Raw genomic sequence first — 23,659 nt, 5'->3', positions numbered from 1 at the left:
GCCGGGCGAGGTACTGCTGACGTCAGCGCATGTGCGCATCTGACTGTCCTGCAGCAGGGGCGCCAGGGAGGCAGCGGGGAGCGCGCAAGCATGCGGCAGCGGCGTCTCACCTTCTGAGATCGGGCGAAGCCAGGAGAAGACGTGCGGCTTAGCGCCGATCAACGGCAACGATCCTCGGCTGTAGGAGCGGCTTCAGCCGCGACGGTTTACCGGCAATGCCTCGCGGCTGAAGCCGCTCCTGCGGGTCCATCTCCTCTGGGCCAACCAGCAAACTGGGTGACTTGCTGGCTGTATATGAAACGTATACGATATATATACATTCGCCACGTCGGGAGCCACCATGGGCATCGTCAACATCGATGACGACCTGCACGACCAGCTGCGCCGCGCCTGCACGGTGACCAGCCGGTCGATCAATGCGCAGGCCAATTTCTGGATCAAGGTCGGCATGCTGTGCGAGATGAACCCGGAGCTGTCGTTCCAGGACATCGTGGCGCGCGAGTTGCGTGCGGCGGGGGTGCGGCCGCAGGCGGTGACACCGGGGCGGACGTGATCAAGCAGCCGGACGAGCTGGCGCGGCTGGCCGAGTCCGGGCGCCTGTTGGCGCAGGTGTTCGCGCGGCTGGACGGGATGTCGCTGCTGGGCCGAAGCACGCTGGAACTCAACGACCTCGTAGAGCGGATGATCGTGGACGAGCTGGGTGCGCGGCCGGCGAGCAGGGGCCAGTACGGGTTCCCGTTCGTGCTCAATGCCTCCATCGACGACGTGGTCTGCCACGGTGTGCCGTCGGCCGACGCGGTGCTGCGCAACGGGCAGATCGTCAATCTGGACATCACCCTGGAGAAGCACGGCTATATCGCCGACTCCAGCACCACCTACCTGGTGGGCGAGGTGGCCTATCCGGCGCGGCGCCTGGTGCAGGCCGCGTACCAGGCGATGTGGAAAGGCATCGCCGCGGTGCGTCCCGGCTCGCGGCTGGGCGACATCGGCCACGCCATTGCGCGGCATGCGCGTGCGCACGGCTATACCGTGGTCAAGGAATACTGCGGCCACGGCATCGGCCGCGCCATGCACGAGGAACCGCAGATCCTGCACTACGGGCATGCCGGCACCGGCCTGGAGTTGCGCGAGGGCATGGTGTTCACCATCGAGCCGATGCTCAACCAGGGGCGCGCAGCGATCCACTCGCAGCCGGAGCAATGGCCGGTGCACACGCGCGACGGCAAGCTGTCGGCGCAGTTCGAGCACACCGTGGCGGTCACCGCCAGCGGCGTGCAGGTGCTGACCTTGCGGCCGGGGGAAGTGCCGTTGTGCCGGGTGGGGTAAGGACGGCGATCGGTAGGGTGGTGCGGGTGCGCGCGATGCTGCGCAACGCTGGGGACGATCTCCGTGTCGTGCTTGGTCGCGTCGCGGCTGAAGCCGCTCCTACGGAGAGAGGCGGCAGCGCCAGCGGCGCGTTGGCTCGAAGCATGGGCATGCCGGTCTAGTTTTCGGCCGACGCGCCACCGCCGCGCCGCGCACGCCAGCGCGCCACGCGCTCCTGCAGCCCCACCACGCAGACGAAGAACGCCGGCACGAAGAAGATCGCCAGCACGGTGCCGCTGACCATGCCGCCGAACACGCCGGTGCCGATGGCGTGCTGGGTTTCGGCGCTGGCGCCGCTGGCCAGCATCAGCGGCACCACGCCCAGGGCGAAGGCCAGCGAGGTCATCAGGATCGGGCGCAGGCGCAGGCGCGCTGCGTTGGTCGCGGCCTCCACCAGACCATGGCCGTCGCGATGCAGTTGCCGCGCGAACTCGACGATGAGGATGGCGTTCTTCGCCGACAGGCCGATGATGGTGATCAGCCCGACCTTGAAGAACACGTCGTTGGGCAGGCCGCGCAGCATCACCGCCGCCACCGCGCCAAGCAGGCCCAGCGGCACCACCAGCATCACCGACAGCGGGATCGACCAGCTTTCGTACAGCGCCGCCAGCACCAGGAACACCACCAGCGCCGACAGCAGCATCAGCAGCGGCGCTTGCGCGGCCGATTGCCGCTCCTGCAGCGATTGCCCGGTCCAGGCCACGGCGAAGCCGGGCGGCAGTTGCGCGGCCAGCCGCTCGATCTCGGCCATGGCCGCGCCGCTGGACACGCCGGGTGCGGCGCCGCCGGCGATGCGCACGGCGGGGAATCCCTGGAAGCGCATCAACTGTTGCGGGGCGTCGGCCCAGCTGGCGCGCACCACTTCGCGTAGCGGCACCATGCCACCGCTGTCGCTGCGTACGCGCAGGTCCAGCACGTCGTCCAGTTGCATGCGCGACGCGGCGTCGGCCTGCAGGATCACCTGCTGCATGCGCCCGGCGTTGGGGAAATCGTTGACGTACAGCGAGCCCATCGCCGCCGACAGCGTGTTGCTGACCGCGGCGAACGACAGACCCATGGCCTCGGCCTGTTGGCGGTCGATCTCCAGGTGGATGCTCTTGCCCGGCGGCAGGCCGTCGGCATAGACATCGCTGACCACGTCGCTGCGCGCGGCCAGGTCCAGCAATTGCGCCTGTGCGGCCATCAGCGCCGCCTCGCCGCGGTTGCCGCGGTCCTGCAGGTACACGGTGAAGCCGGAGGAGGTGCCGAGCTCGTCGATGGCCGGCGGCAGCAGGCTCATCACGGTGCCTTCGGGCAGGGTCGCCATGGCCTGCTGCGCGCGCTCGGCTTCTTCGCGCGCGCTGGCGCCGTTGCGCTGGTCCCAATCCTTGAGCATGGTGAAGGCCATGGCCGCGTTGCTGCCCGAGCCGGAGAAGCTGAAACCCAGGATCACCAGGTTGGAGGCCAGCGCCGGGCGCGTGGCGACGTGCCGCTCGAACGCCTTGACCACGTCCAGGGTGCGCTCGCTGGTGGCGCCGGTGGGCAACTGGATCGAGGTCATGAAGTAGCCCTGGTCCTCTTCCGGTAGGAACGCCGAGGGCAGCACGCGCATCGCCAGAAACAGCGCCACGCACAGCGCCGCGAACACCGCCATCACCCGCCCGCCGCGGCGCAGCAGCCAGGTCACGCGTGCGGCGTAGCCACCCGCAAGGCGCTCGAAGCCACGGTTGAACGCGCCGAAGAAGCCGCGCCTGGCGTGGTGGCCGGGCGCGACCGGGCGCAACAGGGTGGCGCACAACGCCGGGGTCAGGGTCAGCGCCAGGAACGCCGAGAACAGGATCGACACCGCCATCGCCAGGGTGAACTGCTGGTAGATCACGCCCACCGAACCGCTGGCGAAGGCCATGGGGATGAACACCGCGGTCAGCACCAGGGTGATGCCGACCACCGCGCCGCTGATCTCGCGCATCGCCTTGGTGGTGGCCTGGCGCGGCGGCAGGCCTTCGCTGGCCATGATCCGCTCGACGTTTTCCACCACCACGATGGCGTCGTCGACGATGATGCCGATCGCCAGCACCATGCCGAACATGGTCAGCACGTTGATCGAGAAGCCGGCCAGCAGCATCACCGCGAAGGTGCCGAGCAGTGCGATCGGCGCGACGATGGCCGGGATCAGGGTGTAGCGCACGTTCTGCAGGAACAGGTACATCACCAGGAACACCAGCACCATCGCCTCGAGCAGTGTCTTGAGCACCTGCTGGATGGATAGCTTGACGAACGGCGCGGTGTCGAACGGGATCGAGTAGGCCATGCCGGCCGGCATGCTCGCGGCCAGTTCCGCCAGCCGCGCCTTCACCGCCTGCGCGGTGCGCAGTGCGTTGGCGCCGGGCGAGAGCTGGATCGCCGCGCTGGTGGCGGCGGCGCCGTTCTCGCGGTTGGAGAAGCCGTAGGACTGCGCGCCCAGTTCCACTCGCGCCACGTCGCCCAGGGTCACCCGCGCACCGCCGCTGTCGGCGCGCAGCACGATGGCGGCGAACTGCGCGGGCGTGGTCAGTTGCCCGGCCACGGTCAGCGGCACGGTCAGGCGTTGCCCGCGTACGGCCGGCTCGTCGCCGAGGCGGCCGGGCGCGATCTGTGCGTTCTGCTGCTCGATCGCCTGCGCCAGCTCGGTCATGGTCAGGCCGTAGGCGATCAGCTTGTCCGGATCCACCCACACGCGCATCGCCTGCTCGGCGCCGAACAGCTACACGCGGCCGACGCCGTCGATGCGCCGCAGTTCCTGCACGATGTTGCGGGCCAGGTAGTCGTTCAGCGCCACTTCGTCGTAGCGGCCGTCGGGGGAGGTCAGGCCGACCAGCATCAGGAAGCCGGAGGCGGCCGATTCCACCTGCAGGCCGTTCTGCCGCACCGCCTGCGGCAGCCGCGGCTCCACGGCCTTGAGCCGGTTCTGCACGTCCACCTGCGCCAGCTCCGGGTCGGTGCCGGGCTTGAAGGTGGCGGTGATCTGCGCGCTGCCCGAGCTGTCCACCGAGGACTCGAAATACAGCAGGTTCTTGACCCCGGACAGTTCGCGCTCGATCAGGCTCACCACCGAGTCGTTGAGCGTCTGCGGCGTGGCGCCGGGGTAGACGGCCATCAGCGACACCGAGGGCGGCGCCACCGACGGATAGCGCGCCACCGGCAACTGGCCGATGGCCAAGGTACCGAACAGCACGATGAACAGCGCGATCACCCAGGCGAAGACCGGGCGTTCGATGAAGAATTGCGGCATGGCGGCGTCCCCGGCTCAGTCCGTGCCCGCGGTCGCGACCGCCGGCGGCTGCCATGCGCGTGCGTTCACTCGCGCGCCGGCGCTGAGCCGGTCGATGCCTTCGACCACCACGCGCTGCCCGGCCTGCAGGCCGGCGACGACGCGGTAATGGCCCTGCACCAGTTCGCCCAGTTGCACCGTCGCGCTGCGCACGCGCGCGTCGGCCTCCAGCACCCACACCTGCGCGCGCCTGCCGACATGCGTGACCGCCTGCTGCGGCACGCGCAGCGCCTGCGCGTAGCGGGCGCGCGGCACTCTTGCGCGCACGTACATGCCCGGCAGCAGGCGTCGCTGCGGGTTGTCGACGAGGATGCGCAGCAACACGTCGCCGGTGGCGGCATCGACGTTGATGCCGGAGAACAGCACGCGCCCGCTCAGCCCCGAGGGCGTGCCGCTGCGGTCCAGGATCTGCGCCGGCAGGCCGTCGCCGGCGGCGGCCTGCGCGCGCGCGGCCGGGTCCAGCGGGTCCTGGTCGGCGGCGGACTGGCGCACGTCGACGTAGACCTGGTCGATCTGCTGGATCACCGCCATCGGCGCGCTGTCGCTGGGCGAGACCAGCGCGCCCTCGGTGAGCAGCGCCTGGTCGATGCGGCCGTCGATCGGCGCATCGACCGTGGCGAAGGCCAGGTCCAGGCGCCGCCGCGCCAGCGTCGCCTGCGCTTCGGCCACCGCCGCGGCGGCCTGCGCGCGCTGCGAGGTGGCGTCGTCGTACATCTGCCGGCTGACCATGCTGGATTCCAGCAGCCGCTGAAGCCGCGCATGCTGCACGTCGGCCAGCACCTGCGCGGCCTGGGCGCGGTGCAGCGCGGCCGCCGCCGTGTCCATCTCGGCCTTGAACGGCGCCGGATTGATCTGGAACAGCGCATCGCCGCGGCGCACGTCGGCGCCCTGCTCGAAGAAGCGGCGCTGCACGATGCCGCCGACCTGTGGGCGGATCTGGGCGCTGCGCACCGCGGCCACGCGTCCGGGCAGATCGACGCTCACCGTCATCGGCGCCGGCTGCAGGGTCACCGCGGTGACCTGCACCGGCGCGGCCACCACCTGCGGCTGTGCGCCGCCACCGCAGCCCGCCAGCGCCAACGCCAGCGCACCGCCGATGCCCAGAGTCCGTACCTGTTGTCGCATGCCCATGCCTCGTGCCTTGTCGCTGCCGCCGCGGATGCGGCGGACGCCAGAGCCGCGCATGGTCGCGGCCGCGGGTTGCGCGGCGTTCGATGCGATGTGGAGATATGATGGAGATCCGCCCGTTCGGGCCGACGCGCCATCGCTGCCACCATGTCCGTTTCCTCTCCGGGCGCCGCCGTGCCCGCGTCCGCGCCGCTGGTCCTGATCGCCGAAGACGAGAACGAGATCGCCGAGATCCTCGGCGCCTACTTGGCGCGCAGCGGATTGCGCAGCGTCCATGCCGCCGATGGCCGCGCCGCGCTGGACCTGCACCTGGCGCTGGACCCGGACCTGATCCTGCTGGACGTGCAACTGCCGGCGGCGGACGGCTGGAAGGTGCTGGCCGAACTGCGCCACCGCGGCGAGACGCCGGTGATCATGCTCACCGCGTTGGACCAGGACATCGACAAGCTGATGGGCCTGCGCCTGGGCGCCGACGACTACGTGGTCAAGCCGTTCAATCCGGCCGAGGTGGTGGCGCGGGTGCAGGCGGTGCTGCGGCGCATCCGCGGCAATGGCGCCGAAGAGGCGCGCAGCCTGCGCGTGGGCGCCTTCCATGTCGATCTCGACCAGCACGCAGCCAGCGTGCGCGTGGGCGAGCAGCGGCACGCGCTGGACCTCACGCTCACCGAGTTCAAGCTGCTGGTGCGGCTGATGCGCGCGCCCAAGCGGGTGTTCAGCCGCGCCGAACTGCTCGACGCCTGCCTGCCGGAAGGCGATACCCAGGAGCGCACCATCGACAGCCACATCAGCAAGCTGCGCAAGAAGCTGGAGGCGCTGGGCGTGCAGGGCACGCCGGCCAGCGTGCGCGGCGTCGGCTACCGCTTCGGAACCGGCGCGTGAGTCGCGCCCCCGGCCTGCGCCGCCAGGTGATCCTGTCGCTGGGTGCGCTGGCGCTGTGGATCATCCTGCTGTCGGTGGTCGGCTCCTACGTGTTCTATGCGCTGGCGGCGGTGTACAAGCCGGACAGCATCTCCGACACCTGGGTGCCGTCGCGCGTGGAAATGCTGTGGATCGGGGCCACCGCGGCGTTGGCCGTGGCGATCGCGGTGGCGGTCGCGGTGCGGCTGTCGCGGCGCATCCTCACGCCGTTGAATTCGGTGGCGCACAGCCTGCGCGAAGTGGCCCAGGGCAATTTGAGCGCGCGCGCGAGCATGGACGCGCATGCGCTGGGCGAGACCGCGCAGCTGGTGCGCGACTTCAACGCCATGGCCGATCGCCTGCAGGCGATGACCCGCGAACGCGCGTTCTGGAATGCCGCCGTCGCCCACGAACTGCGTACGCCGGTGACGATCCTGCGCGGGCGCCTGCAGGGCCTGGCCGAGGGCGTGTTCGCGCCGGACGTGGCGGCGTTCGAGAGCCTGCTGCGGCAGGTGGAAGGCCTGAACCGGCTGATCGAGGATCTGCGCGTGCTCAGCCTGACCGACAGCGGGCACCTGGAGTTGCAGCCGGCGCCGACCGACCTGGTCCAGGAAGTGGCCGCGGTACTGCATGCGTTCGACGCCAGCCTGGCCGCGCGCGGGCTGGTGCTGGAACGCACGCTGACGCTGCGCACGCCGGTGCTGTGCGACGCGGTGCGCATCCGCCAGGCGCTGATGTCCTTGCTGGAGAACGCGCAGCACTACGCCGAGCCGGGCCCGCTGCGGGTGGGCGTGCAGGCGGACGCGGGCCAGTGCGTGCTGTTCGTGGAAGACAGCGGCCCCGGCATCGCGCCGGAAATCGCCGCGCGCGTGTTCGATGCGTTCCGCCGCGGCGATCCCTCGCGCTCGCGCAAGAGCGGCGGCAGTGGCCTGGGCCTGGCGGTGGTCAAGGCCATCGCGGTGGCGCATGGCGGCGACGCGCTGTGCCTGCCCGCCGGCAGCGGGACGCGGTTCGAGGTGCGCTGGCCGCTGGCTCCGGCGGAGGCCGCGCCGCGCTAGGCGCGTCGCTTCAAGTGGACGGCGCGTCGCCGCGCACGCGCGCCGCATGCCCCGGCAACATGCGGGTCAGGACACCGTCGCGCCGTACCCAATGATGGAACAGCGCGGCGGCCACGTGCAGCAACACCACCGCCCACGCGATCCACTTGCCGATGAAGTGGTGGACCACGTCGATCGGCGCTTCGAACGTCTCCCAGCTGAGGTGCCAGGTGCGGCTGATCCAGGCGAACAGCGCCGTTTCGTTGAAGCCGGGAATGCGGAACAGCCCGACATCGGTCGGCGCACCGGTGCCGATGTAGCCGGTCAACGGCATCACGATCAGCAGCGCATACAGGCCCCAATGCGCCAGGTGCGCGAGGCGGTGCTCCAGCGCGGAGCCCGGCGGATCGTCCGGTTGCACGTCCAGCCAGCGCCACAGCAGCCGCGGCAGCACCAGCAATCCCACCAGCAGGCCCAGCACCCAGTGGATGTTGAGCACCGGCAGCGAGGCGTCGGAGCTGTCGTCCATGAACCAGATGACGTAATACACCACCGCATACGCGCCGATGAAGGCGGCCGCGGTGGTCCAGTGAAACAGCTTGGCGAGGGCGCCGAAGCGCTGCGCGGTGTTGCGCCAGTGCATGTGCGTGGTCCGGTACGGGGCGAGGTAGGGCGTTGCGCGCTCAGCGGGTGCGCAGGCTGTCGAGCAGCCGGTCCAGTGCGTGGAGCGCGTCGGCCAGGCGCGCATGCAGGTCGGCGTCCGGCTCGGCGATCCAGAACGCCGCCTCGGTGATCGCGCCGTAGAGCATGCGTGCCATCACCCCGGCATGCAGTGGCGCCACCGTGCCGGCGGCGATCAACGCGTCCAGCGCGTCCTGCAGCGCGGCGATGCCTACCGACTGCGCCGCAGGCGGCACGTCGCCGAACACCGCGCGCGCGTCCTGCAGGATGATCCGGCGGATCTCCGGTTCCAGCGCCAGTTCCAGGTAGGTGCGGCAGCGGCGGCGGAAGCCGTCCCACGGCGTCGGCGCGGCATCGGACACCGCCTGCAGGCGCAGGCCGACTTCGGCCTCGATCTGCTCGATGACCGCAATGAGCAGGCCGTCCTTGCTGCCGAAGTGGTGATACAGCGCACCACGGGTGAGGCCGGCTTCGGCGGTCAACACGTCCATCGAAGTATGCGCGAAGCCGTGTGTGGCGAACGCCTGCCGGGCCGCGGCCAGCAGGCTGGCGCGGGTGGTCTCGATCATCTCGCGGCGGCTGCGGCGCTGGTGCATTGGGGATCTCATTCACATACGAGGTGTACGTTATTTGCGTACACGGCGTATGTCAATGCATTGGTTCGGTTTGTGATGGATGGGCGGGCGCTCTGGAAGCTCGCCGCTGGCACCCCGTTGCACCTTCAAGGCGTGCGGCGCGGGTGGCGTTGCCTCTTCACCGCAAATGCCGCCGAGAGGCGTGCAGTCACGACAGCGCATACGCCCTGGCGTGTGCGTGCGATGGGGTGCTGCCGGGGGTGCCGCGAAGGCTGCAGCAAGGGGCGCCGATCGGACCGGTCAGGATCGACCGGCGCATCCGGTTGTCGTGCGCACGCGATGCGCGTGGTGTAGACGTCGCGTACGCACTACCCAAGGTCTTCACTGCGTCTATGGTCTTGTGACCACTGCGCAACCGAATTGGAGTGTCGAATGGACACCACGCTGATGCCCTGGGTCGCCGGACTGTTCGTCCTGCTCATCGCCGCGATGCTGTATCTGGTGACGCGCGCCAAGAAGAACCGCAACCGTCCGGCGCAGGATCACGCCGCCACCAAGAGCGACGTGGATAGCGCGGCCAAACGTTAGCGCATCGTCCGCGGCGTGGTGGGCGCCAGTGAGCCCGCGCCGCTCAGGAGGCGGCGTCCATTGGCGCGAAGCGCGGGCGCGACACGCCGTCGACCTCCACCTGCTCGACGAACATCGGATACGGCCGTACCCACAACTCGCCTTCGCCGTAGAGCGGCCGGTACAGCACCAGCGGTTCCAGCGTCTCGCTGCTGCGGACCACGCCCAGCACCTGGTATTCGCCGCCCTTGAAGTGGCGGTAGCGACCGAGGGCGATGGAAGGTAGCGGGCTGAGGTCGCGCATGACGGTGTCCTGTTGGGCGGGAGCGCGAGTGTAGCCGGCTGTGCCTGCGCGCTTGCGGCGTCGCAGGGGCGAATTGCGTGAGCCGCGACGGTTCCGCGGCGTCACGACGGAACGCGTCCTAGGGGAATCTCAGGCAACCGGCTTCAAGAGGTACCGTCCCTCGTCGCCCGCACGCTTCACTTCAGCGCGCGTGATGACGCCTAATCGGCGAAGTCGAACGCGTGCCCGGGCTCGGCCGCGACGAAGTCCGCTGCGGCGATGCCGGCCAGGTGCAGTGCGGCGGACAGCGCTTCGCGCGGCTCATCACGGCCTTCGTCGGTGAGTTGGAAGGTACCCCAGTGGATGCCGAGTGCGCGCCGCGCGCCGGTGTCGCGGAAGATCCGCACCGCTTCGGTGGGGTCGATGTGCTGTGGCGCCATGAACCAGCGCGGCGCGTAGGCGCCGATCGGGATCAGCGCCACATCGGGCGCGCCGTGACGGTCGCGGATCTCGCGGAAGATGGCGCCATCGCCATAGCCGGTGTCTCCCGCGAACCACACCGATCCCCGCGGGGTCTCGATGAAGAAGCCGGACCACAGCGCCATCCTGCGGTCGGCGATACCGCGGCTGGACCAATGGTTGGCGCGGGTCAGCGTCGCCGTCGCGCCGTCGCCGATCGGCAGCCGGTCGTGCCAGTCGCCGGTGGCGATGCGCGCATCGGGCACGCGTTTGCGCAGCAGGACGTCGTTGCCCAGCGGCATCACGAACAGCGGCTGGTGCGCATCGTGCAGCTTGCGCAGGGTCGCCAGGTCGAAGTGGTCGTAGTGGTTGTGGCTCAGCAATACCGCATCGATGGGCGGCAGATCCGCGAAGCGGATGCCCGGCTCCGTCACCCGCTTGGGGCCGGCGATCTGCGAAGGACTGGCCCGCTGCGACCACACCGGGTCGGTGAGCAGGTTGAGGCCGCCGGCCTGGATGAGCAACGTGGCGTGGCCGACCATGGTGATGCGCAGGCCGTCGTGCCGCGGCGCAGGCACGGCCGGCGTCACCGCGACCTGCGCGGGCCAGCGCACCGCGCCCATGGCGGCCTTCCAGCGCAGGACCTTGCCCAGCGCGTTGTCGATGGTGGGCTGGCCGGGGTTGAAGAAGCGCACGCCATCGAAATGGTCGCTGACGGGGCCGCGGTAGTAGGGGTTGGCCATTGAGGCGCGATCCGGATGACGCAAGGGGAGGCAAGGTTACCCGCCAGCAGCGCAAGCGTGCGTGCGCGCCTGCCTCGGCTGCCTCGGTACCGGTCCCGGCCGGTGCCACGCGTGGCTTCACTTCGGCGTGCCCAGCCCACCCATGTTGAGCATCACCCGCAAGCCGATCACTAGCGCATCGTCGGGCGCACGGCGCGCCGCGGGGTTGCCCAGGATGTCGGGATGGACGATGTACTGCACGTTCGGCACCAGGAACAGCGGCGTCTGCGCGATGCGGTAGCTGTAGTTGAGTTCGAACATGAGTTCGTTGCGTGCGATGTCCGCGGCGGCGCCGCGCTTGCGCAGCACGTCGTTCATGTAGCCCTGCTGGTCCGCACTGAAGCGGTAGTAGTGCGCGATTGCGCCCATGCCGTCGCCGGTCCGCGCCGCGAACGGGCCGCTGTAGTACAGGCCGGCGGTGACCTGCAGGTCGTAGACCTGGTGCTTGTCGAACGGTGCGGCGATGTTGCCGAAGGCGACCAGCATGCGCTTGCTCGCCATGCCCTGCGGCCGGTACAGCGCGCGTTCGCCGAGCGCGTAGGCGCCCCAGCGCCCGCCGTCGTACAGGCGCGCGGGGCCGCCGACCAGCCCGCGCAAGCCGCCGGCCTGGTTGTAGCGCAGGTCGCTGTAGTCGGCCGAGTTGTACCAGAGGCCGGCGAGGTAGCGCGGCGCACCCTTGCCCAGTGCGGGATCGGGTTCGTAGCCGACCTCGAGCGTGCCCAGCACGCCGCTGCTGTCGGCGGTGCTCCAGTCCAGGCCGTGGTTGTTCTTGCGCTGCGGGTTCAGTTCGAACGCGCCCACCGAGACATAGGTGGCCTCGGGCTTGTAGCGCAGCTTCGCGCTCCAGTTCACGTAGGGAAAGCCGACGAAGCCGCCATCGGCCTGGCTCAGCTGGAACGGGCAGTCCGAGGCGCTGACGAAGCGGCAGCCGTAGCGGCTGCGCGCGAATTGCCAAGTGGTGTTCATGCGCCCGGCGACCAGTTGCCAGCGCCCGTCGGCGAAGGTCTGTTCCCAGCTCAGTTGCGCCAGTTGCGCCTGCTGCTGCGGATACCAGTAGCCCTGCACCTTGACGCCGTTGCCGATCTGCCGCTGCGACAGGCTGTCGCCGTAGTACCAGGCACCGGTGGCGTGCAGCGTGGCGCCGGGAATGCCGAACAGCCGCTGCAGATCCAGGTCGGCACCGGCGACCACGCCACCGGCATTGCGGTCGCCGCGCGACAGGCCGCCGTCGACGTTGCGCGCATAGTCGTTGGACCAGACCAGGCGCGGCGCGATGCCGTGGTCGTCCGCCCATTGCGCGGTGTCGGCGGCAATGGCGGTGGCCGGCAGGGCGGCGGCGGCCGCCAGCAACGAGACGCAGGAAAGAGAACGGGACATGGGACGCTCCACGGACGAGACGAAGCACTCGCCGGACGTGCGCGGTGGGTGCGCGGCGACGCGGCAGTGCGCGAAGGGAAGACACCTTCCGGTCGTGGAGCCGCAGCGCGGCGTCGCGTCCGTCGGCGACGGGCACGCCTGTGTGCAGACCTGTGGGGGGACCGGCAAAGAAACGCGAGGACAGACCGGAACGCGTTGCGCGGCGCCGAGGCGCACGCCATCGCCGCAGCGGATGGGCCGCGCAACTGCGCGGCCCATCGAGCTGGAGGCAACCCGTGCGGGTCAGCCCACCTTGCCGAGGCCGGCGGCGGCCATCGCCGCGGCGATCTCCTTGTCGGCGCCCTCGGCCAGCGGCAGCAACGGCGAACGCACCGTGGCGTGGTCGAGCAGGCCGCGCGCGACCAGCGCCCACTTCAGCGCCACCGAGCCTTCCATGTGCGAGCCGCGGTGATAGACGCTCTTGGTCACCGGCAGCAGGCGGTCGTGCAGCGCGCGCGCCTTGGCGTAGTCCTTGGCCTTGCCGGCGGCGATCATTTCCAGCAGCGGCTCCGGGGCGATGCAGCCATAGCCCACCAGCGCGCCATCCACGTCGAACATGGTGTGCAGCAGATACTCGTCGTGGCAGGTCAGCACCGGCACGTTCGGGCGCTCCTTGCGGAACACCGGGATCTCGGTGTCCCAGCGCTTCATGTTGCGCACGCCGTTCTTCATCGCGACCACGCCCGGCAGTGCGGCGATCTCCAGCAGCGTCTCCAGGTCGTAGGTGGCCTTGGTCGCGTCCGGGTACTGGAACAGGATCATCGGCAGCCCGCTGGCCTCGTGGATGGCCTTGTAGCGGTCCTGCGGCGCGCCCTTCTGGTAGCCGAAGCGCAACCAGCCGTGCGACGGATAGATCAGGCCGGCGGAGGCGCCGGCGGCGACCGCGCGCTTGGCTTCGTCGGCGGCGACGCGCGTGCCTTCCAGGGTGATGCCGGCGATGATCGGGATGCGGCCGTCGACGGCGTCGCGGAACGCGGTGATCACCTTGGCCTGTTCGTCGCGCTCCAGGAAGGTGCCTTCGCCGGCGTGGCCGAGCACGGTCAGGCCCTTGACGCCTTCGATACCGCCGAGCCAGGCGCCGATGCGCTTGATCGCGGGATAGTCGACGGCGCCGTCGCGGGTGAACGGGGTGACCGGGGCGGGGACCAGGCCTTTCAGGTCGATGGTGCTCATACGGATTTCCTCTTCTTCGGATCAACGGGGGATGGAATCGAACGCGGGGTCCGACGGGGGTGGTGCGGAGGTGTTGTGCGATGCGCCGGCGGCAGTGCCGGCGCTGCGCTCAGGGAGACAGCTGCTCCAGCGATTTGCCCTTGGTTTCCAGGGCGAAGCGCCAGGTCACGACGGCGCCGGCCAGCAGCACGGCGGCGAAGGCCGCGAACACGTAGCGGATGCCGAGTCCGGCGATCACCGCGCCGACCAGCAGCGGCCCGCAGGCCGAACCCAGGCGCAGCCAGGCGCTGCCCAGTCCGGTGCCGATGGCGCGGATGCGGGTGGGGTAGAGCTCGGCCGAGTACAGGTACAGCGAGAAGGTGATGGTCTGCACCGCGGCGTAGCCCAGCGCCGCGAACACCAGCACCTGCGGCGCCGAGGTGCCGCCGAGCGCCGCCAGCGCCAGCAGCGGCACGCCGCCGGCCACGAACGCCAGCCCATACCAGCGCTTGCGTCCGACCTTGTCGATCGACAGCGCGCAGGCCACCGCGGCGGCGACGCCGGCCAGCGAGGTGAAGAAGCCATAGGCGATGCTCTGCTGCAGCGACAGCCCGAAATGCGTGCGGTACAGCGTCGGCAGCCAGGTGATGATGCCGTTGGCCACCAGGTAGGAGCAGAACCACAGGCTCCAGATCACCAGCGTGCGCTTGCGATAGACGCTGCCGAACAGCTCGCGCCAGTCCGAGCGCTGCGCCTTGGGCAGCGCGCTGCGGTCGAAGGCTGGCGCCGGCAACGGGCCATGCTGGCGCTCGGCGCTGCACTCGAGTTCGGCCACGATCGCGTCGGCCTTGGCGTAGCGTCCCTTGGACGCCAGCCAGCGCGGCGATTCGAACATGAAGAAGCGCAGCGGAATCATGATCGCCGCCGGGATCAGCCCGACCATGAACATCGCCTTCCAGCCATAGGCCGGCACCAGGAAATAGCCGATGCCGCCGGCGGCGACCAGGCCGAGCAGGAACATCACCTCGTACAGCAGGAAGAAGCGGCCGCGCTTCTTCGAACCGATCAGTTCGTTGATGTAGGCGCTGGCCACCGGCACCTCGCCGCCGGTGCCGATGCCCTGGACGAAGCGGAACGCGATCATCGCCGCGGCGCTGCCGGCGAACAGGCAGGCCACGTCCATCGACACGAACAGCAGGATGGTGAACAGCAGCACGTGCAGGCGGCCGATGCGCTCGGCCAGCCAGCCGAAGAACACCGAGCCGAGCAGCTGGCCCAGGTAGCCGGCCGAGAGGATCGCGCCGATCTGCGCCGGTGACAGCTGCCACTCCTTGGTCAGCACCGGCATCGCGTAGGCGATGGCGATCACCGTGTAGCCGTCGAAGAACGTCGCGGCGCCGACGATGTTGCGCGCCCACCACACTTTGCGGGTGATCGGCAGCCGTTCGAGGCGTGCGCCGATCTCCGCCTGCGCCTCGGCGATGGACGGCGCGCGGGCGGTGGCGTTGGCGGTGGTGGCAGGGGCAGGGGCAGGGGCAGGGGTGGACATGAGCATCGTGGCTGCCTTTCGCAGGACAAGGGGAGCCTGGCGCGGGCGCCGAAGCGTCCACGAGGCGAGACGGACAGGGAGAGCCGGGCGGCGCCCGGGCGGATCAGGTGCTGGGCGCGGTCACGGCAACGCTCCCGCTGGCCTGGATCGCGAAGGCGATGTCCTTGGCGGCCAGCAACGTGGGCTGCAGGGCGGTGTCGAGCAGTTCGGCATGGCTGGTGCGCACCGACGGCGCGGCGACACTGATCGCGCCGAGCGGATAGTCGTCCGCATCCAGCACCGGCACCGCCAGTACGCGCAGGCCTTCGGTCAGCATCGACTCCAGGATCACGTAGCGGTCGCGGCGGATGCAGTCGAAGGTGCGCCGCATCGTGGCGATCTCAGGGGTCTGCGGACCATCCACGTCGACCCCGGTCACCCGCGTCACTTCCGCCGGCGCCAGGTGCGCCAGCATCGCCAGGCCGATCGCGGTGCGGGTGCTGGGCACCGTGGTACCGATGCGGATGTCCACGCCGAGGCGGGTGATGCCGGCGCGGACGCGTTCGATGTAGAGCACGTCGGGGCCTTGCAGGACCGCGAAGCTGGCCGCCTCGTTGACGTCGCTGACCAGCGTGCGCAGCAACGGCCGCACCACGCTGCGCAGGTCGCGGCGGGCGATGGCGTGGAAGCCGAGGTCGAGCACCTTCAGGGTCAGGCGGAAGCGGCGGCTCTCCGGCACGCGATGCACGTAGCCCAGCTCGACCAGGGTGTTGAGCATGCGGAAGGTGGTGCCGGGATCGAGCCGGGCCAGGGCGGCGATCTGGCTCAGCGACAGTTCCTCGTGCTCGGACGAGAACGCCTCGAGCACGCGAAAGCCCTTGGCCAGCGACTGCACGGTACTGCGCAGCTTCTTGTCCCCGGCGGCGTCGCCGTCGTCGGGCGCGGCGCTGGCCGCGCGCTGGGAAATCGTCTTGATCATCTGCAGTTCCTGGAAGACCCGGGGGAATCGCCAGCTTGCTCGACCCGCCCGATACTGTCGCTTGACAAGTGAATTTCGGATTGCGAAAATTATTTCGAAACTTCGTGCCAAGACTCCGCCTGGGCGCTCGATGCGTCAAGTTGCGGCGCAACATGCCGCGCGAGCGATGCGTACTGCCCGACGCAACGCCGGTGCTGCGAAGGCGCCGAGGGCAGAGACAGCAGTGGTTGCACGGGCGCGGCGCCAGGTCGTGGCAGGTGTGCAGCGCTGCCGTCGTCCCGAGGCGCGGCCACGTCTGTATCGCCAGGTAGACGAACGTGGCCCTGCGCGGCGATGTCAGCCCTGCTGGCAGACATCCAGACGATCGCGCCGATACCGTGATGCATGGCTCGAACGACCCGACAGACGCCGCCCCCGCCGGCGCAGACATGGTGGCAAGGACTCTCGTTCAAGCGCACCGCCGCCGAGGTGTCGGCGGTGCTGGTGGTGATCGGCGCGACCTACGGCTTCGTGCAGTACGTGGAGGTCAAGCCGCTGCAGCGGCAATTGGCCGAGGCGCAGGCTGCGGCCTGCAAGTCGGAGGCGGCCGCGTCGCCGGCGATCATGACGCTGCTGCCGGGCGAGAGCCGCACGCTCTTCGACGGTGCGCTGACCGTCGCCAATCTCACGCCAGCGCAGGATGACGCCAAGGTGCGGCTGCGTATCGCGCCGCTGGGTGCGGCCACGGTCGACAAGCTCCAGCCGGCCCCGGGAGACCGCCTCCTGGTGCAGGCGCCGGGCCGTGGCCGCTATGCGGTCTACCTGCGTTCCAGCAGCGCGCAGTTCGTGGAACTGTCGATCCTGCGGCAACCGTGAGCGTTGCGCTGGCGCTGCCGCGCCATTCAAGAAATCCCGCGCATGGCCGCCATTGCGGATAGAGAAGCCGTTTCGCCGGAACGGCCGTCGCTCGGGGAACGCGCATGCTGTCCTTGCCACGCCTGCTGGGTCGCCACCTGGCCAAGTTCCTGTCCAAGCCGCGCCGCCACGGCTCGCAGCTGCCGACCAGCCCGCCGCAGCTGTTGCGCGCCACGCTGCGCAAGGGCGACGTGCTGCTGGTCGAGGGCAACAGCCGCTTCTCCACCGCCATCAAGTACCTGAGCCAGTCCACCTGGTCGCATGCCGCGCTGTACATCGGCGACCACGTGGCCGCGGTTCCCGGCGAGGAAGCGCTGCTGTTCTGCGATGTCGACATCAATGTCGGCGTGCGCCTGGTGGGGTTGAGCGAGTTCGCCGGCCTGCATACGCGCATCTGCCGCCCGGTCGGGTTGAGCGCGCAGGAGATCGAGACCGTGGTGGAGTACATGGTCTCGCGGGTCGGCAACAGCTACGACCTGAAGAACATCTTCGACCTGGCGCGCTACCTGATCCGCACGCCGCCGCTGCCATCGTCGGTGAAGCGCCGCTTCCTGGAGCTGGGCAGCGGCGAGCCGACCCGGGCGATCTGCTCGACGCTGCTGGCGCAGGCGTTCGGCGCGATCCGCTATCCGATCCTGCCGGAGATCGACCAGGCGCCGCCGGCGGATGCCGATGCGGCGGAGGACGCGGAAGTCCTGCATCCGCGCCATCACAGCCTGACCCTGCCGCGCGATTTCGACGTCTCGCCGTACTTCAACGTGGTCAAGCCGCGCTTGCAGCACGGTTTCGATTTCCATCGCCTGGTGTGGGAGCCGCACGTCGCCGTGCCGCGCGCAGAGCCAACGCCGCTCGATGCGGCGATGGCCTGACTGAAAGCGTCTCCAGCGCAGAACTGTGGTGTGCGTTCATCTTGCGCCACCCGCTGCGGTTCAAGTTCGGATGCAGGTGGGCCGATACCAGAGTCCGTTTTTAGGGTTTTTCCTGACACCATGAATCCCATCCAGTTCCTTCGTCGCCATATCGCCAACCTGCCCATGGCACGCAAGTTCGTCGTGCTGTGTACGTTGATCGCGCTCGGTGTGATCCTGCTGGCGGTTGCGGCGGCACGCCTGCAATATCTCAACCTGATCGACGCGCGCAAGCAGACCGTGAAGACGCAGGTCGACATGGGCCTGAGCGTGATGCAGCACTACGCCGACCTGGCCAAGCGCGGCGAGATGACGCAGGCGCAGGCACAGGCGGCGGCCAAGGGTGCGCTCGCCGACATGAAGACCAACGGCGGCGTGGACTACTTCTTCATCGTCGACCCGCAGATGCGCATCGTCATGCATCCCAAGCGCGCGGTCGGCACCGACATGAGCGGCTACAAGAGCGACGCCGGCGAGTACGTCTATCGCGATATCCAGACCGCGGTGCGCAGCGGCGACGGCTTCAGCTACTACACCGCGCCCAAGCCCGGCAAGAAAGAGCAACTGCCGAAGATCAGCTACGCCGCGCTGTACCCGCAATGGAACTGGGTGCTGGTGATGGGCGTGTACGCCGAAGACATCCAGGCCGAGGCGATGGGCTTCACCAGGATCCTCACCGTGATCGGCGCGGCGCTGGTGGCGCTGGTGGTGGGCCTGTGCTGGCTGATCGCCGGCGCCATCGTCGCGCCGTTGCGCGGTGCCACGCGGACCGCCGAGGCGATCGCCTCCGGTCGCTTCGACAATCCGATCAAGGTGGAGTCGCGCGACGAGACCGGGCAGTTGATGACCAGCATGCAACAGATGCAGACCCAGTTGCAGCGCTTCAACGGGGAGATGCAGACCCTGGTGCGGCTGCAGCAGGGCGAGGACATCAGCCATCGCATGCCGGAAGACTTCCCGGGCGACTACGGCACGCTGGCGCACGGCATGAACACGGCGCTGTTCGAGCACCTGGACGCCATCGTCGAGGCGATGGCGATCATGGACGAGTACGGCCGCGGCGACCTGCGCCGCGACATGCGCCGTCTGCCGGGGCAGCGCGCCGCGCTGCACGAGGCGCTGGACGTGGTCAAGGCCAACCTGTCGGCGGTCAACGGCGACATCGCGCGCCTGGCCGATGCGGCCGCGCGCGGCGACTTCAGCGCCCGCGGCGACGAGGCGCGCTACGAGTTCGCGTTCAAGGAAATGGTGGAGGCGCTGAACCGGCTGATGCGTCAGGCCGACAGCGGCCTGGCCGACGTCGGCCGGATCATGGGCGCGATCGCCGATGGCGACCTGTCGCAACGCGTGGACGTGCGCTACGAAGGCGCGTTCGGCACCCTCGCCGACGCCGCCAACCGCACCGCCGAGCAACTGACCGGCATCGTGCAGGGCATCCAGCGCGCGGTCGGCTCGATCAACACCGCCGCCAGCGAGATCGCCAGCGGCAACAGCGACCTGTCGGTGCGCACCGAACAGCAGGCGGCCAGCCTGGAAGAGACCGCCGCCTCGATGGAGGAACTGACCTCCACGGTCAAGCAGAACGCCGACAGTGCCCGCCAGGCCAATCAGCTGGTGCTGAGCACCGGCGAGGTGGCCGAGAACGGCGGTCGCGCGGTGGAGGAAGTGGTGGCGACCATGGCCTCGATCAGCGCTGCGTCGGCGCGCATCGCCGACATCATCGGCGTGATCGACGGCATCGCGTTCCAGACCAACATCCTGGCGCTCAACGCCGCGGTGGAAGCGGCACGCGCCGGCGAACAGGGCCGCGGCTTCGCGGTCGTGGCCTCGGAAGTGCGCTCGCTGGCGCAGCGTTCGGCAGCCGCGGCCAAGGAGATCAAGACCCTGATCTCCGATTCGGTGCAGGAAGTGGAACAGGGCTCGACCCTGGTCAACCGCGCCGGCACCACCATGACCGAGGTGGTCGCCTCGGTGAAGCGGGTCACCGATATCATGGCTGAGATTTCCGCGGCCAGCGCCGAGCAGAGCGCGGGCATCGACCAGGTCAGCAAGACGGTGATGCAGCTGGACGAGGGCACCCAGCAGAACGCGGCACTCGTGGAAGAAGCCAGCGCGGCAGCCAAGAGCATGGAAGACCAGGCGGCGGAGCTGGCGCGCGCGGTGGCGGTGTTCCGCCTCGCCGGCGGTGCCGCGGTCAGCGCGGCGCCGGCGATCGCGGCAAGGCCGCAGCCGGCCAGGCCGGCGGTGCGTGCGGTGCCTGCCGCCGCCGCCAAGCCCAAGCCCGCGGCGCCCGTGCGGCAACCGGCGGCCAAGCCGCGCGCGATCCAGGGCGTGCCGGCGGACAGCGCGGAGTGGGAAGAGTTCTGAGCTGGTGCAGCGCGGCGGCGATGGCCGTCGCGCTGCAGGCCGCGGCCGGGGGCGGTCAGGCCGCCTTGCGCTTGCGCGCTGCTTCTTCGTTGCCGCCCTGTTCGGCGAGCAGGGTCAGCTTCTCGTCGGTGGACTTCTCTTCCTTGAGCGTTTCCAGCAGCAGGGTCAGCGCATCGTCCATGCCAAGTTGCTTGGCCATGGCGGCGAGCGTGCCGTAGGACGCGATCTCGTAATGCTCGACCTTCTGCGCACCGCCGATCAGCGCGGCATCGCGCACCGGGCCGGCCTCGATCGAGTCGATCACTTCCTTGCCTTCTTCCACCAGGCCTTCCATCGCGGCGCACTTGATCCGCTTCAGGCGCAGGTTGCCTTTCTCGACGATCTGGTCGATGCGTTCGATCTGGCCCTGGGTTTCCTCCAGGTGCGCTTCGAATGCCGCACGCAGCGCCGGGTTGGTGGCGGCACGCGCCAGGCGCGGCAAGGCCTTGGTCAGCTGCTTCTCGGCGCTGTAGATGTCCGACAGCTCGTGGATGAACAATTCGTCGATGGTCTTGACGGCCATTGGGAGTCTCCGGTCGGTGATGGATGGGGTGGTGCTGCTGTGGGGGAATGCGCGCGCGTCGTGTCGTGTGCGACGGCGCTCAGTGCTTGGCGGTTTCGCCTTCGGTACGTTCGCGCTTCAGGAATGCCAGCACAGTGGCTTCCTGATGTTCGATCAGCCATTCGGCCATCGCGATTTCCTGGTCGAGGATGGCGGCGCAGAGGTCGGCGATCTCGGTCTGCCCGGCTTCCTTGGCGGCGATGACCAGCGCGCGGTAGCTGGCGATCTCCACGTGCTCGAAGGCATAACTCAGGCCCAGGCTCTTGACCACTTCATCGCTCATCATCGAATTGCCGGCGGCATGCACAGACGCCATCACGCTGGCGACCGTGCCCTTGATCGTGGGGATGGAGCCGTCGAGGATCTCGATGCAGCGCTTGACCTTGTCGGACTGATCGCGGGTTTCGTTCACGTGCTGCTCGATGCGCGCCTTCAGCTGCGGGTAGTGCTCCAGGCGGCTGGCGGTGGCAGTGAGCATGGTGTTGGCCTCCTGCTCCATCGCGTAAGCGTCCTGCAGCCACTTCAACAAGCGTTCGGTGTTGCTTCGGGTCATGGATATCGCTCCAGATGGTGTGCGCGACGTGCATGCATCGCATCGCGCGTCCGTGTGTTTTTCCCCTGTGCGACCAAGCTAGACCCGCCGCCGTTAGATCAGTTGCAGCGCAGAGTGAATGCCGTGCGAGATGCGGCGTGAGGAGCTGTACACGGTGGCGATAAGCATGATGCGCGGGTGCTGCGTGGCTTTTTCGCTCGCGCTCGTAGGAGCGGCTTCAGCCGCGACAGGCCTTCATGGGAATGCCTGTCGCGGCTGAAGCCGCCCCTACGTGGGAGAGTGCAATGGAGCTGTGGCCTGCTACCGAGACAGCATCAGGCGCGATGCGTGTGCTTGCGTGAGGATCACAGCGACAACGTCGGGGGAAAGCCTCTCGCTGCCAGAGCCGCCCCTACAGCACCGCCAGCCCGCAGCGCTTTTCCCATTCCCGATTCCCGATTCCCGATTCCCGGCCTTACAGCGTCACCGCTCCGCCGGAGATCGTCAGCAACGTGCCCGAGGTATAGCTCGAGGTATCCGCGGCCAACAGTACATACGCCGAAGCCAGTTCCGCCGGCTGACCAGGGCGGCCGAACGGGGTCTGTTCGCCGAACGTGCGCACCGACTCTTCGTCCATGCCGGCGGGGATGAACGGGGTCCAGATCGGTCCCGGCAGCACCGCGTTGACGCGGATCTTCTTCTCGGCGAGCAGACCCGCCAGGCCGATGGTCAGGTTGGCCAGCGCGCCCTTGGTGGCCGAGTACGGCAGGATGTTGGGCGTGGGCTTCTTCGAATTGACCGAGGCGGTGTTGATGATCGACCCGCCCTCGGGCATGTGCGGCAGTGCCAGCCGCACCAGGTGGAACGGCGCGTGCACGTTGGTGGCGAAGGTCTTCTCCCACTCGTCGAGGGTGATCTCGTCGAAACTGTGGAAGTAGCGCTGGTAGGCGGCATTGTTGACCAGCACGTCGAGACCGCCGAAGGCCTCGGCCACGGTCTTGATCAGGTTTTCAGCCTGCGCGCGGTCGCTGATGTCGCAGGGATGCAGCAGCACGCGCACACCGGCGTCCTCGACCAACTTGGCGATGCGCTCGGCATCGTCCTGCTCGTCGGGCAGATAGGCGATGGCGACGTCGGCACCTTCGCGCGCATAGGCGATCGCCACCGCCGCGCCGATGCCGCTGTCACCGCCGGTGATCAGGGTGCGCTTGCCCTGCAGCAGGCCGTGGCCGACGTAGCTGTCTTCGCCGTGATCCGGTTTCGGATCCATGGCCTGGGTCTTGCCGGGGAAGGATTGCTGCTGGGCCTTGAAAGGCGGCGAGGGGTAATTGGGAACGGCCATGTGCGTACCTCGTTGGGGGAGTGTCCAACGAGGGTGGGCAGGCGTCGGTAAAGCCGGGGCCAAGGCCATGTGCGCGGCATGTCACGACGCCGCCCCATGCACGCGCCGGACAGCGCGCTGCGGCTGCGGCCGCTGCCGCATTGCGACCTCAGCCGGCGGCGAGCGTGCGCGCGCCGACGATGATCATGCGCAGCATCGCGGTGATCTGCCGGATCAGTTCAGGATCCTTCTCCGGCGGCAGGTCCATCGCGGTGGCGCCCATCGCGAACACCAGCCGGGTGATCGCCTTGGACACCAGCGCCGGCTCGTGCAGCGGCGCGCCTTCCAGCGCGGCCAGGCGGATCAGGTCCACGCGCAGTTCGTCCTCGAAATAGTTCAGCTCGCGGTCCACCGCGTGCTTGAACGCGTCCGAGCCGACCGTGCCCTCGCGTAACAGGACGTGCAGCAGCTTGTCGTCGGCGCGCAACTGTTCCATGAAAGTCTCCACGGAACTGAGGATGATGCTGCGGCGGTTGCCGGCGGCGCGCTGCCGCGCCTGGCCGATGATGGTGCGCAGCGAGCTGCCGGCCAGGTCGATCAGCGCCACCGCCAGTTCGTCCATGTCGCGGAACTGGCGGTAGAAGCTGTTGGGGGCGATGCCGGCCTCGCGGGTCACCTCGCGCAGGCTCAGGGTCGACACGCTGCGGTGCGGTCCGATCAGCTTCAGCGCCGCCGTCAGCAGGTCTTCGCGCGAGATCGCGCCCTTGCGGGTGGGCAGCGTGTCCTCGGACGAGGGGGGAGAGAGTGACGTCATGGGCGGACTGGGCCAGGCAATGCCGGATGATAGCGCCTTCACTGAATGCACAAGTGTATAGACATTTGTATCTTCACCTGTATA

At 69.1% G+C, this 23,659-nt stretch carries 21 protein-coding genes and 1 pseudogene; 8 read left to right on the top strand and 14 right to left on the bottom strand.

Going from position 1 to position 23,659, the window contains the following annotated elements; translation table 11 throughout:
* Window positions 1-340 precede the first annotated feature (340 nt).
* A complete protein-coding gene (locus tag J7357_RS20070) occupies window positions 341-553 on the top strand; it encodes a ParD-like family protein (protein WP_010340731.1) in 213 nt (70 codons plus the stop codon).
* Complete coding sequence (map, locus tag J7357_RS20065; protein WP_209249223.1) at window positions 550-1,326, top strand: type I methionyl aminopeptidase; 777 nt, start codon at window positions 550-552, stop codon at window positions 1,324-1,326. Before J7357_RS20070 ends, map begins: the two co-directional genes overlap by 4 nt.
* A gap of 157 nt (window positions 1,327-1,483) precedes the next feature.
* Here map and J7357_RS20060 read toward each other — a convergent pair.
* Together J7357_RS20060 and J7357_RS20055 are read right to left on the bottom strand one after the other, a co-directional pair.
* Window positions 1,484-4,615, bottom strand: a pseudogene (locus J7357_RS20060) (efflux RND transporter permease subunit).
* Between the two features lie 15 nt (window positions 4,616-4,630).
* Window positions 4,631-5,779 carry an efflux RND transporter periplasmic adaptor subunit gene (locus J7357_RS20055; protein WP_209249221.1) on the bottom strand — a complete coding sequence of 383 codons (1,149 nt, stop codon included), beginning with the start codon at window positions 5,777-5,779 and terminating at the stop codon, window positions 4,631-4,633.
* 150 nt (window positions 5,780-5,929) lie between these two features.
* Here J7357_RS20055 and J7357_RS20050 point away from each other — a divergent pair, with 150 nt between their 5' ends.
* On the top strand, window positions 5,930-6,661 hold the full coding sequence (locus J7357_RS20050) for a response regulator (protein WP_209249219.1): 732 nt from the start codon (window positions 5,930-5,932) through the stop codon (window positions 6,659-6,661).
* Complete coding sequence (locus J7357_RS20045; RefSeq protein WP_209249217.1) at window positions 6,658-7,737, top strand: ATP-binding protein; 1,080 nt, start codon at window positions 6,658-6,660, stop codon at window positions 7,735-7,737. Before J7357_RS20050 ends, J7357_RS20045 begins: the two co-directional genes overlap by 4 nt.
* Before the next feature lie 10 nt (window positions 7,738-7,747).
* On the opposite strand, the gene J7357_RS20040 is transcribed toward J7357_RS20045, so the two are convergent.
* Both J7357_RS20040 and J7357_RS20035 read right to left on the bottom strand, forming a co-directional pair.
* On the bottom strand, window positions 7,748-8,359 hold the full coding sequence (locus J7357_RS20040) for a cytochrome b (protein WP_209249215.1): 612 nt from the start codon (window positions 8,357-8,359) through the stop codon (window positions 7,748-7,750).
* A 40-nt stretch (window positions 8,360-8,399) separates the two neighbouring features.
* Complete coding sequence (locus J7357_RS20035; protein WP_209249212.1) at window positions 8,400-8,993, bottom strand: TetR/AcrR family transcriptional regulator; 594 nt, start codon at window positions 8,991-8,993, stop codon at window positions 8,400-8,402.
* A gap of 411 nt (window positions 8,994-9,404) precedes the next feature.
* Between J7357_RS20035 and J7357_RS20030 the strand changes: the two genes are divergently transcribed.
* A complete protein-coding gene (locus tag J7357_RS20030) occupies window positions 9,405-9,560 on the top strand; it encodes a hypothetical protein (RefSeq protein WP_017910105.1) in 156 nt (51 codons plus the stop codon).
* A gap of 43 nt (window positions 9,561-9,603) precedes the next feature.
* Here J7357_RS20030 and J7357_RS20025 read toward each other — a convergent pair whose 3' ends face one another.
* From J7357_RS20025 to J7357_RS20000, 6 genes are all read right to left on the bottom strand, one after another.
* Window positions 9,604-9,843, bottom strand: a complete 240-nt coding sequence (locus J7357_RS20025; RefSeq protein WP_209249210.1) for a DUF1653 domain-containing protein — start codon at window positions 9,841-9,843, stop codon at window positions 9,604-9,606.
* A gap of 200 nt (window positions 9,844-10,043) precedes the next feature.
* A complete protein-coding gene (locus J7357_RS20020; protein WP_209249208.1) occupies window positions 10,044-11,024 on the bottom strand; it encodes an MBL fold metallo-hydrolase in 981 nt (326 codons plus the stop codon).
* A gap of 117 nt (window positions 11,025-11,141) precedes the next feature.
* Window positions 11,142-12,440 (bottom strand): carbohydrate porin, encoded by a 1,299-nt coding sequence (locus J7357_RS20015; protein WP_209249206.1) that lies wholly within the window; start codon window positions 12,438-12,440, stop codon window positions 11,142-11,144.
* A gap of 282 nt (window positions 12,441-12,722) precedes the next feature.
* A complete protein-coding gene (locus J7357_RS20010) occupies window positions 12,723-13,652 on the bottom strand; it encodes a dihydrodipicolinate synthase family protein (RefSeq protein WP_244667688.1) in 930 nt (309 codons plus the stop codon).
* 109 nt (window positions 13,653-13,761) lie between these two features.
* The gene (locus J7357_RS20005) at window positions 13,762-15,180 is read right to left on the bottom strand and encodes an MFS transporter (protein WP_244667687.1); all 1,419 of its coding nucleotides are present in this window, start codon (window positions 15,178-15,180) and stop codon (window positions 13,762-13,764) included.
* 103 nt (window positions 15,181-15,283) lie between these two features.
* Window positions 15,284-16,138, bottom strand: coding sequence for an IclR family transcriptional regulator (locus J7357_RS20000; RefSeq protein WP_209249202.1), 855 nt, complete (start codon window positions 16,136-16,138; stop codon window positions 15,284-15,286).
* A gap of 384 nt (window positions 16,139-16,522) precedes the next feature.
* Between J7357_RS20000 and J7357_RS19995 the strand changes: the two genes are divergently transcribed.
* The 3 genes from J7357_RS19995 (at window position 16,523) to J7357_RS19985 (ending at window position 20,307) form a co-directional block, all read left to right on the top strand.
* The gene (locus tag J7357_RS19995; RefSeq protein ID WP_244667686.1) at window positions 16,523-16,993 is read left to right on the top strand and encodes a hypothetical protein; all 471 of its coding nucleotides are present in this window, start codon (window positions 16,523-16,525) and stop codon (window positions 16,991-16,993) included.
* Window positions 16,994-17,097: 104 nt separating this feature from the next.
* A complete protein-coding gene (locus tag J7357_RS19990) occupies window positions 17,098-17,901 on the top strand; it encodes a YiiX/YebB-like N1pC/P60 family cysteine hydrolase (RefSeq protein WP_209249200.1) in 804 nt (267 codons plus the stop codon).
* 120 nt (window positions 17,902-18,021) lie between these two features.
* Window positions 18,022-20,307: a methyl-accepting chemotaxis protein gene (locus J7357_RS19985; RefSeq protein ID WP_209249198.1), complete on the top strand. Its 2,286-nt coding sequence runs from the start codon at window positions 18,022-18,024 to the stop codon at window positions 20,305-20,307.
* 55 nt (window positions 20,308-20,362) lie between these two features.
* Here the strand turns inward: J7357_RS19985 and J7357_RS19980 are convergent, their stop codons facing one another.
* The 4 genes from J7357_RS19980 to fabR form a co-directional block, all read right to left on the bottom strand.
* A complete protein-coding gene (locus J7357_RS19980; RefSeq protein ID WP_209249196.1) occupies window positions 20,363-20,869 on the bottom strand; it encodes a DUF892 family protein in 507 nt (168 codons plus the stop codon).
* Between the two features lie 79 nt (window positions 20,870-20,948).
* Window positions 20,949-21,461: a ferritin-like domain-containing protein gene (locus J7357_RS19975; RefSeq protein ID WP_209249194.1), complete on the bottom strand. Its 513-nt coding sequence runs from the start codon at window positions 21,459-21,461 to the stop codon at window positions 20,949-20,951.
* 454 nt (window positions 21,462-21,915) lie between these two features.
* On the bottom strand, window positions 21,916-22,782 hold the full coding sequence (locus tag J7357_RS19970; RefSeq protein WP_209249192.1) for an SDR family oxidoreductase: 867 nt from the start codon (window positions 22,780-22,782) through the stop codon (window positions 21,916-21,918).
* A gap of 148 nt (window positions 22,783-22,930) precedes the next feature.
* Window positions 22,931-23,575, bottom strand: coding sequence for an HTH-type transcriptional repressor FabR (gene fabR, locus J7357_RS19965; RefSeq protein ID WP_209249190.1), 645 nt, complete (start codon window positions 23,573-23,575; stop codon window positions 22,931-22,933).
* Window positions 23,576-23,659: the final 84 nt, after the last annotated feature.

This window comes from Xanthomonas sp. D-109 (genome assembly GCF_017746095.1).
Lineage (GTDB): Bacteria > Pseudomonadota > Gammaproteobacteria > Xanthomonadales > Xanthomonadaceae > Xanthomonas_A > Xanthomonas_A sacchari.
The sequence above is the reverse complement of the archived record's forward strand: the minus strand, read 5'-3'. Positions and strand labels throughout refer to the sequence as shown.

Excerpts from the sequence above, each read along its gene's own strand:
- J7357_RS20070 (WP_010340731.1), top strand. The coding sequence starts at position 341 with ATGGGCATCGTCAACATCGATGACGACCTGCACGACCAGCTGCGCCGC.
- J7357_RS20055 (WP_209249221.1), bottom strand. The coding sequence starts at position 5,779 with ATGCGACAACAGGTACGGACTCTGGGCATCGGCGGTGCGCTGGCGTTG.
- J7357_RS20050 (WP_209249219.1), top strand. The coding sequence starts at position 5,930 with ATGTCCGTTTCCTCTCCGGGCGCCGCCGTGCCCGCGTCCGCGCCGCTG.
- J7357_RS20040 (WP_209249215.1), bottom strand. The coding sequence starts at position 8,359 with ATGCACTGGCGCAACACCGCGCAGCGCTTCGGCGCCCTCGCCAAGCTG.
- J7357_RS20035 (WP_209249212.1), bottom strand. The coding sequence starts at position 8,993 with ATGCACCAGCGCCGCAGCCGCCGCGAGATGATCGAGACCACCCGCGCC.
- J7357_RS20030 (WP_017910105.1), top strand. The coding sequence starts at position 9,405 with ATGGACACCACGCTGATGCCCTGGGTCGCCGGACTGTTCGTCCTGCTC.
- J7357_RS20025 (WP_209249210.1), bottom strand. The coding sequence starts at position 9,843 with ATGCGCGACCTCAGCCCGCTACCTTCCATCGCCCTCGGTCGCTACCGC.
- J7357_RS20020 (WP_209249208.1), bottom strand. The coding sequence starts at position 11,024 with ATGGCCAACCCCTACTACCGCGGCCCCGTCAGCGACCATTTCGATGGC.
- J7357_RS20015 (WP_209249206.1), bottom strand. The coding sequence starts at position 12,440 with ATGTCCCGTTCTCTTTCCTGCGTCTCGTTGCTGGCGGCCGCCGCCGCC.
- J7357_RS20010 (WP_244667688.1), bottom strand. The coding sequence starts at position 13,652 with ATGAGCACCATCGACCTGAAAGGCCTGGTCCCCGCCCCGGTCACCCCG.
- J7357_RS20005 (WP_244667687.1), bottom strand. The coding sequence starts at position 15,180 with ATGTCCACCCCTGCCCCTGCCCCTGCCCCTGCCACCACCGCCAACGCC.
- J7357_RS20000 (WP_209249202.1), bottom strand. The coding sequence starts at position 16,138 with ATGATCAAGACGATTTCCCAGCGCGCGGCCAGCGCCGCGCCCGACGAC.
- J7357_RS19995 (WP_244667686.1), top strand. The coding sequence starts at position 16,523 with ATGGCTCGAACGACCCGACAGACGCCGCCCCCGCCGGCGCAGACATGG.
- J7357_RS19990 (WP_209249200.1), top strand. The coding sequence starts at position 17,098 with ATGCTGTCCTTGCCACGCCTGCTGGGTCGCCACCTGGCCAAGTTCCTG.
- J7357_RS19985 (WP_209249198.1), top strand. The coding sequence starts at position 18,022 with ATGAATCCCATCCAGTTCCTTCGTCGCCATATCGCCAACCTGCCCATG.
- J7357_RS19980 (WP_209249196.1), bottom strand. The coding sequence starts at position 20,869 with ATGGCCGTCAAGACCATCGACGAATTGTTCATCCACGAGCTGTCGGAC.
- J7357_RS19975 (WP_209249194.1), bottom strand. The coding sequence starts at position 21,461 with ATGACCCGAAGCAACACCGAACGCTTGTTGAAGTGGCTGCAGGACGCT.
- J7357_RS19970 (WP_209249192.1), bottom strand. The coding sequence starts at position 22,782 with ATGGCCGTTCCCAATTACCCCTCGCCGCCTTTCAAGGCCCAGCAGCAA.
- fabR (WP_209249190.1), bottom strand. The coding sequence starts at position 23,575 with ATGACGTCACTCTCTCCCCCCTCGTCCGAGGACACGCTGCCCACCCGC.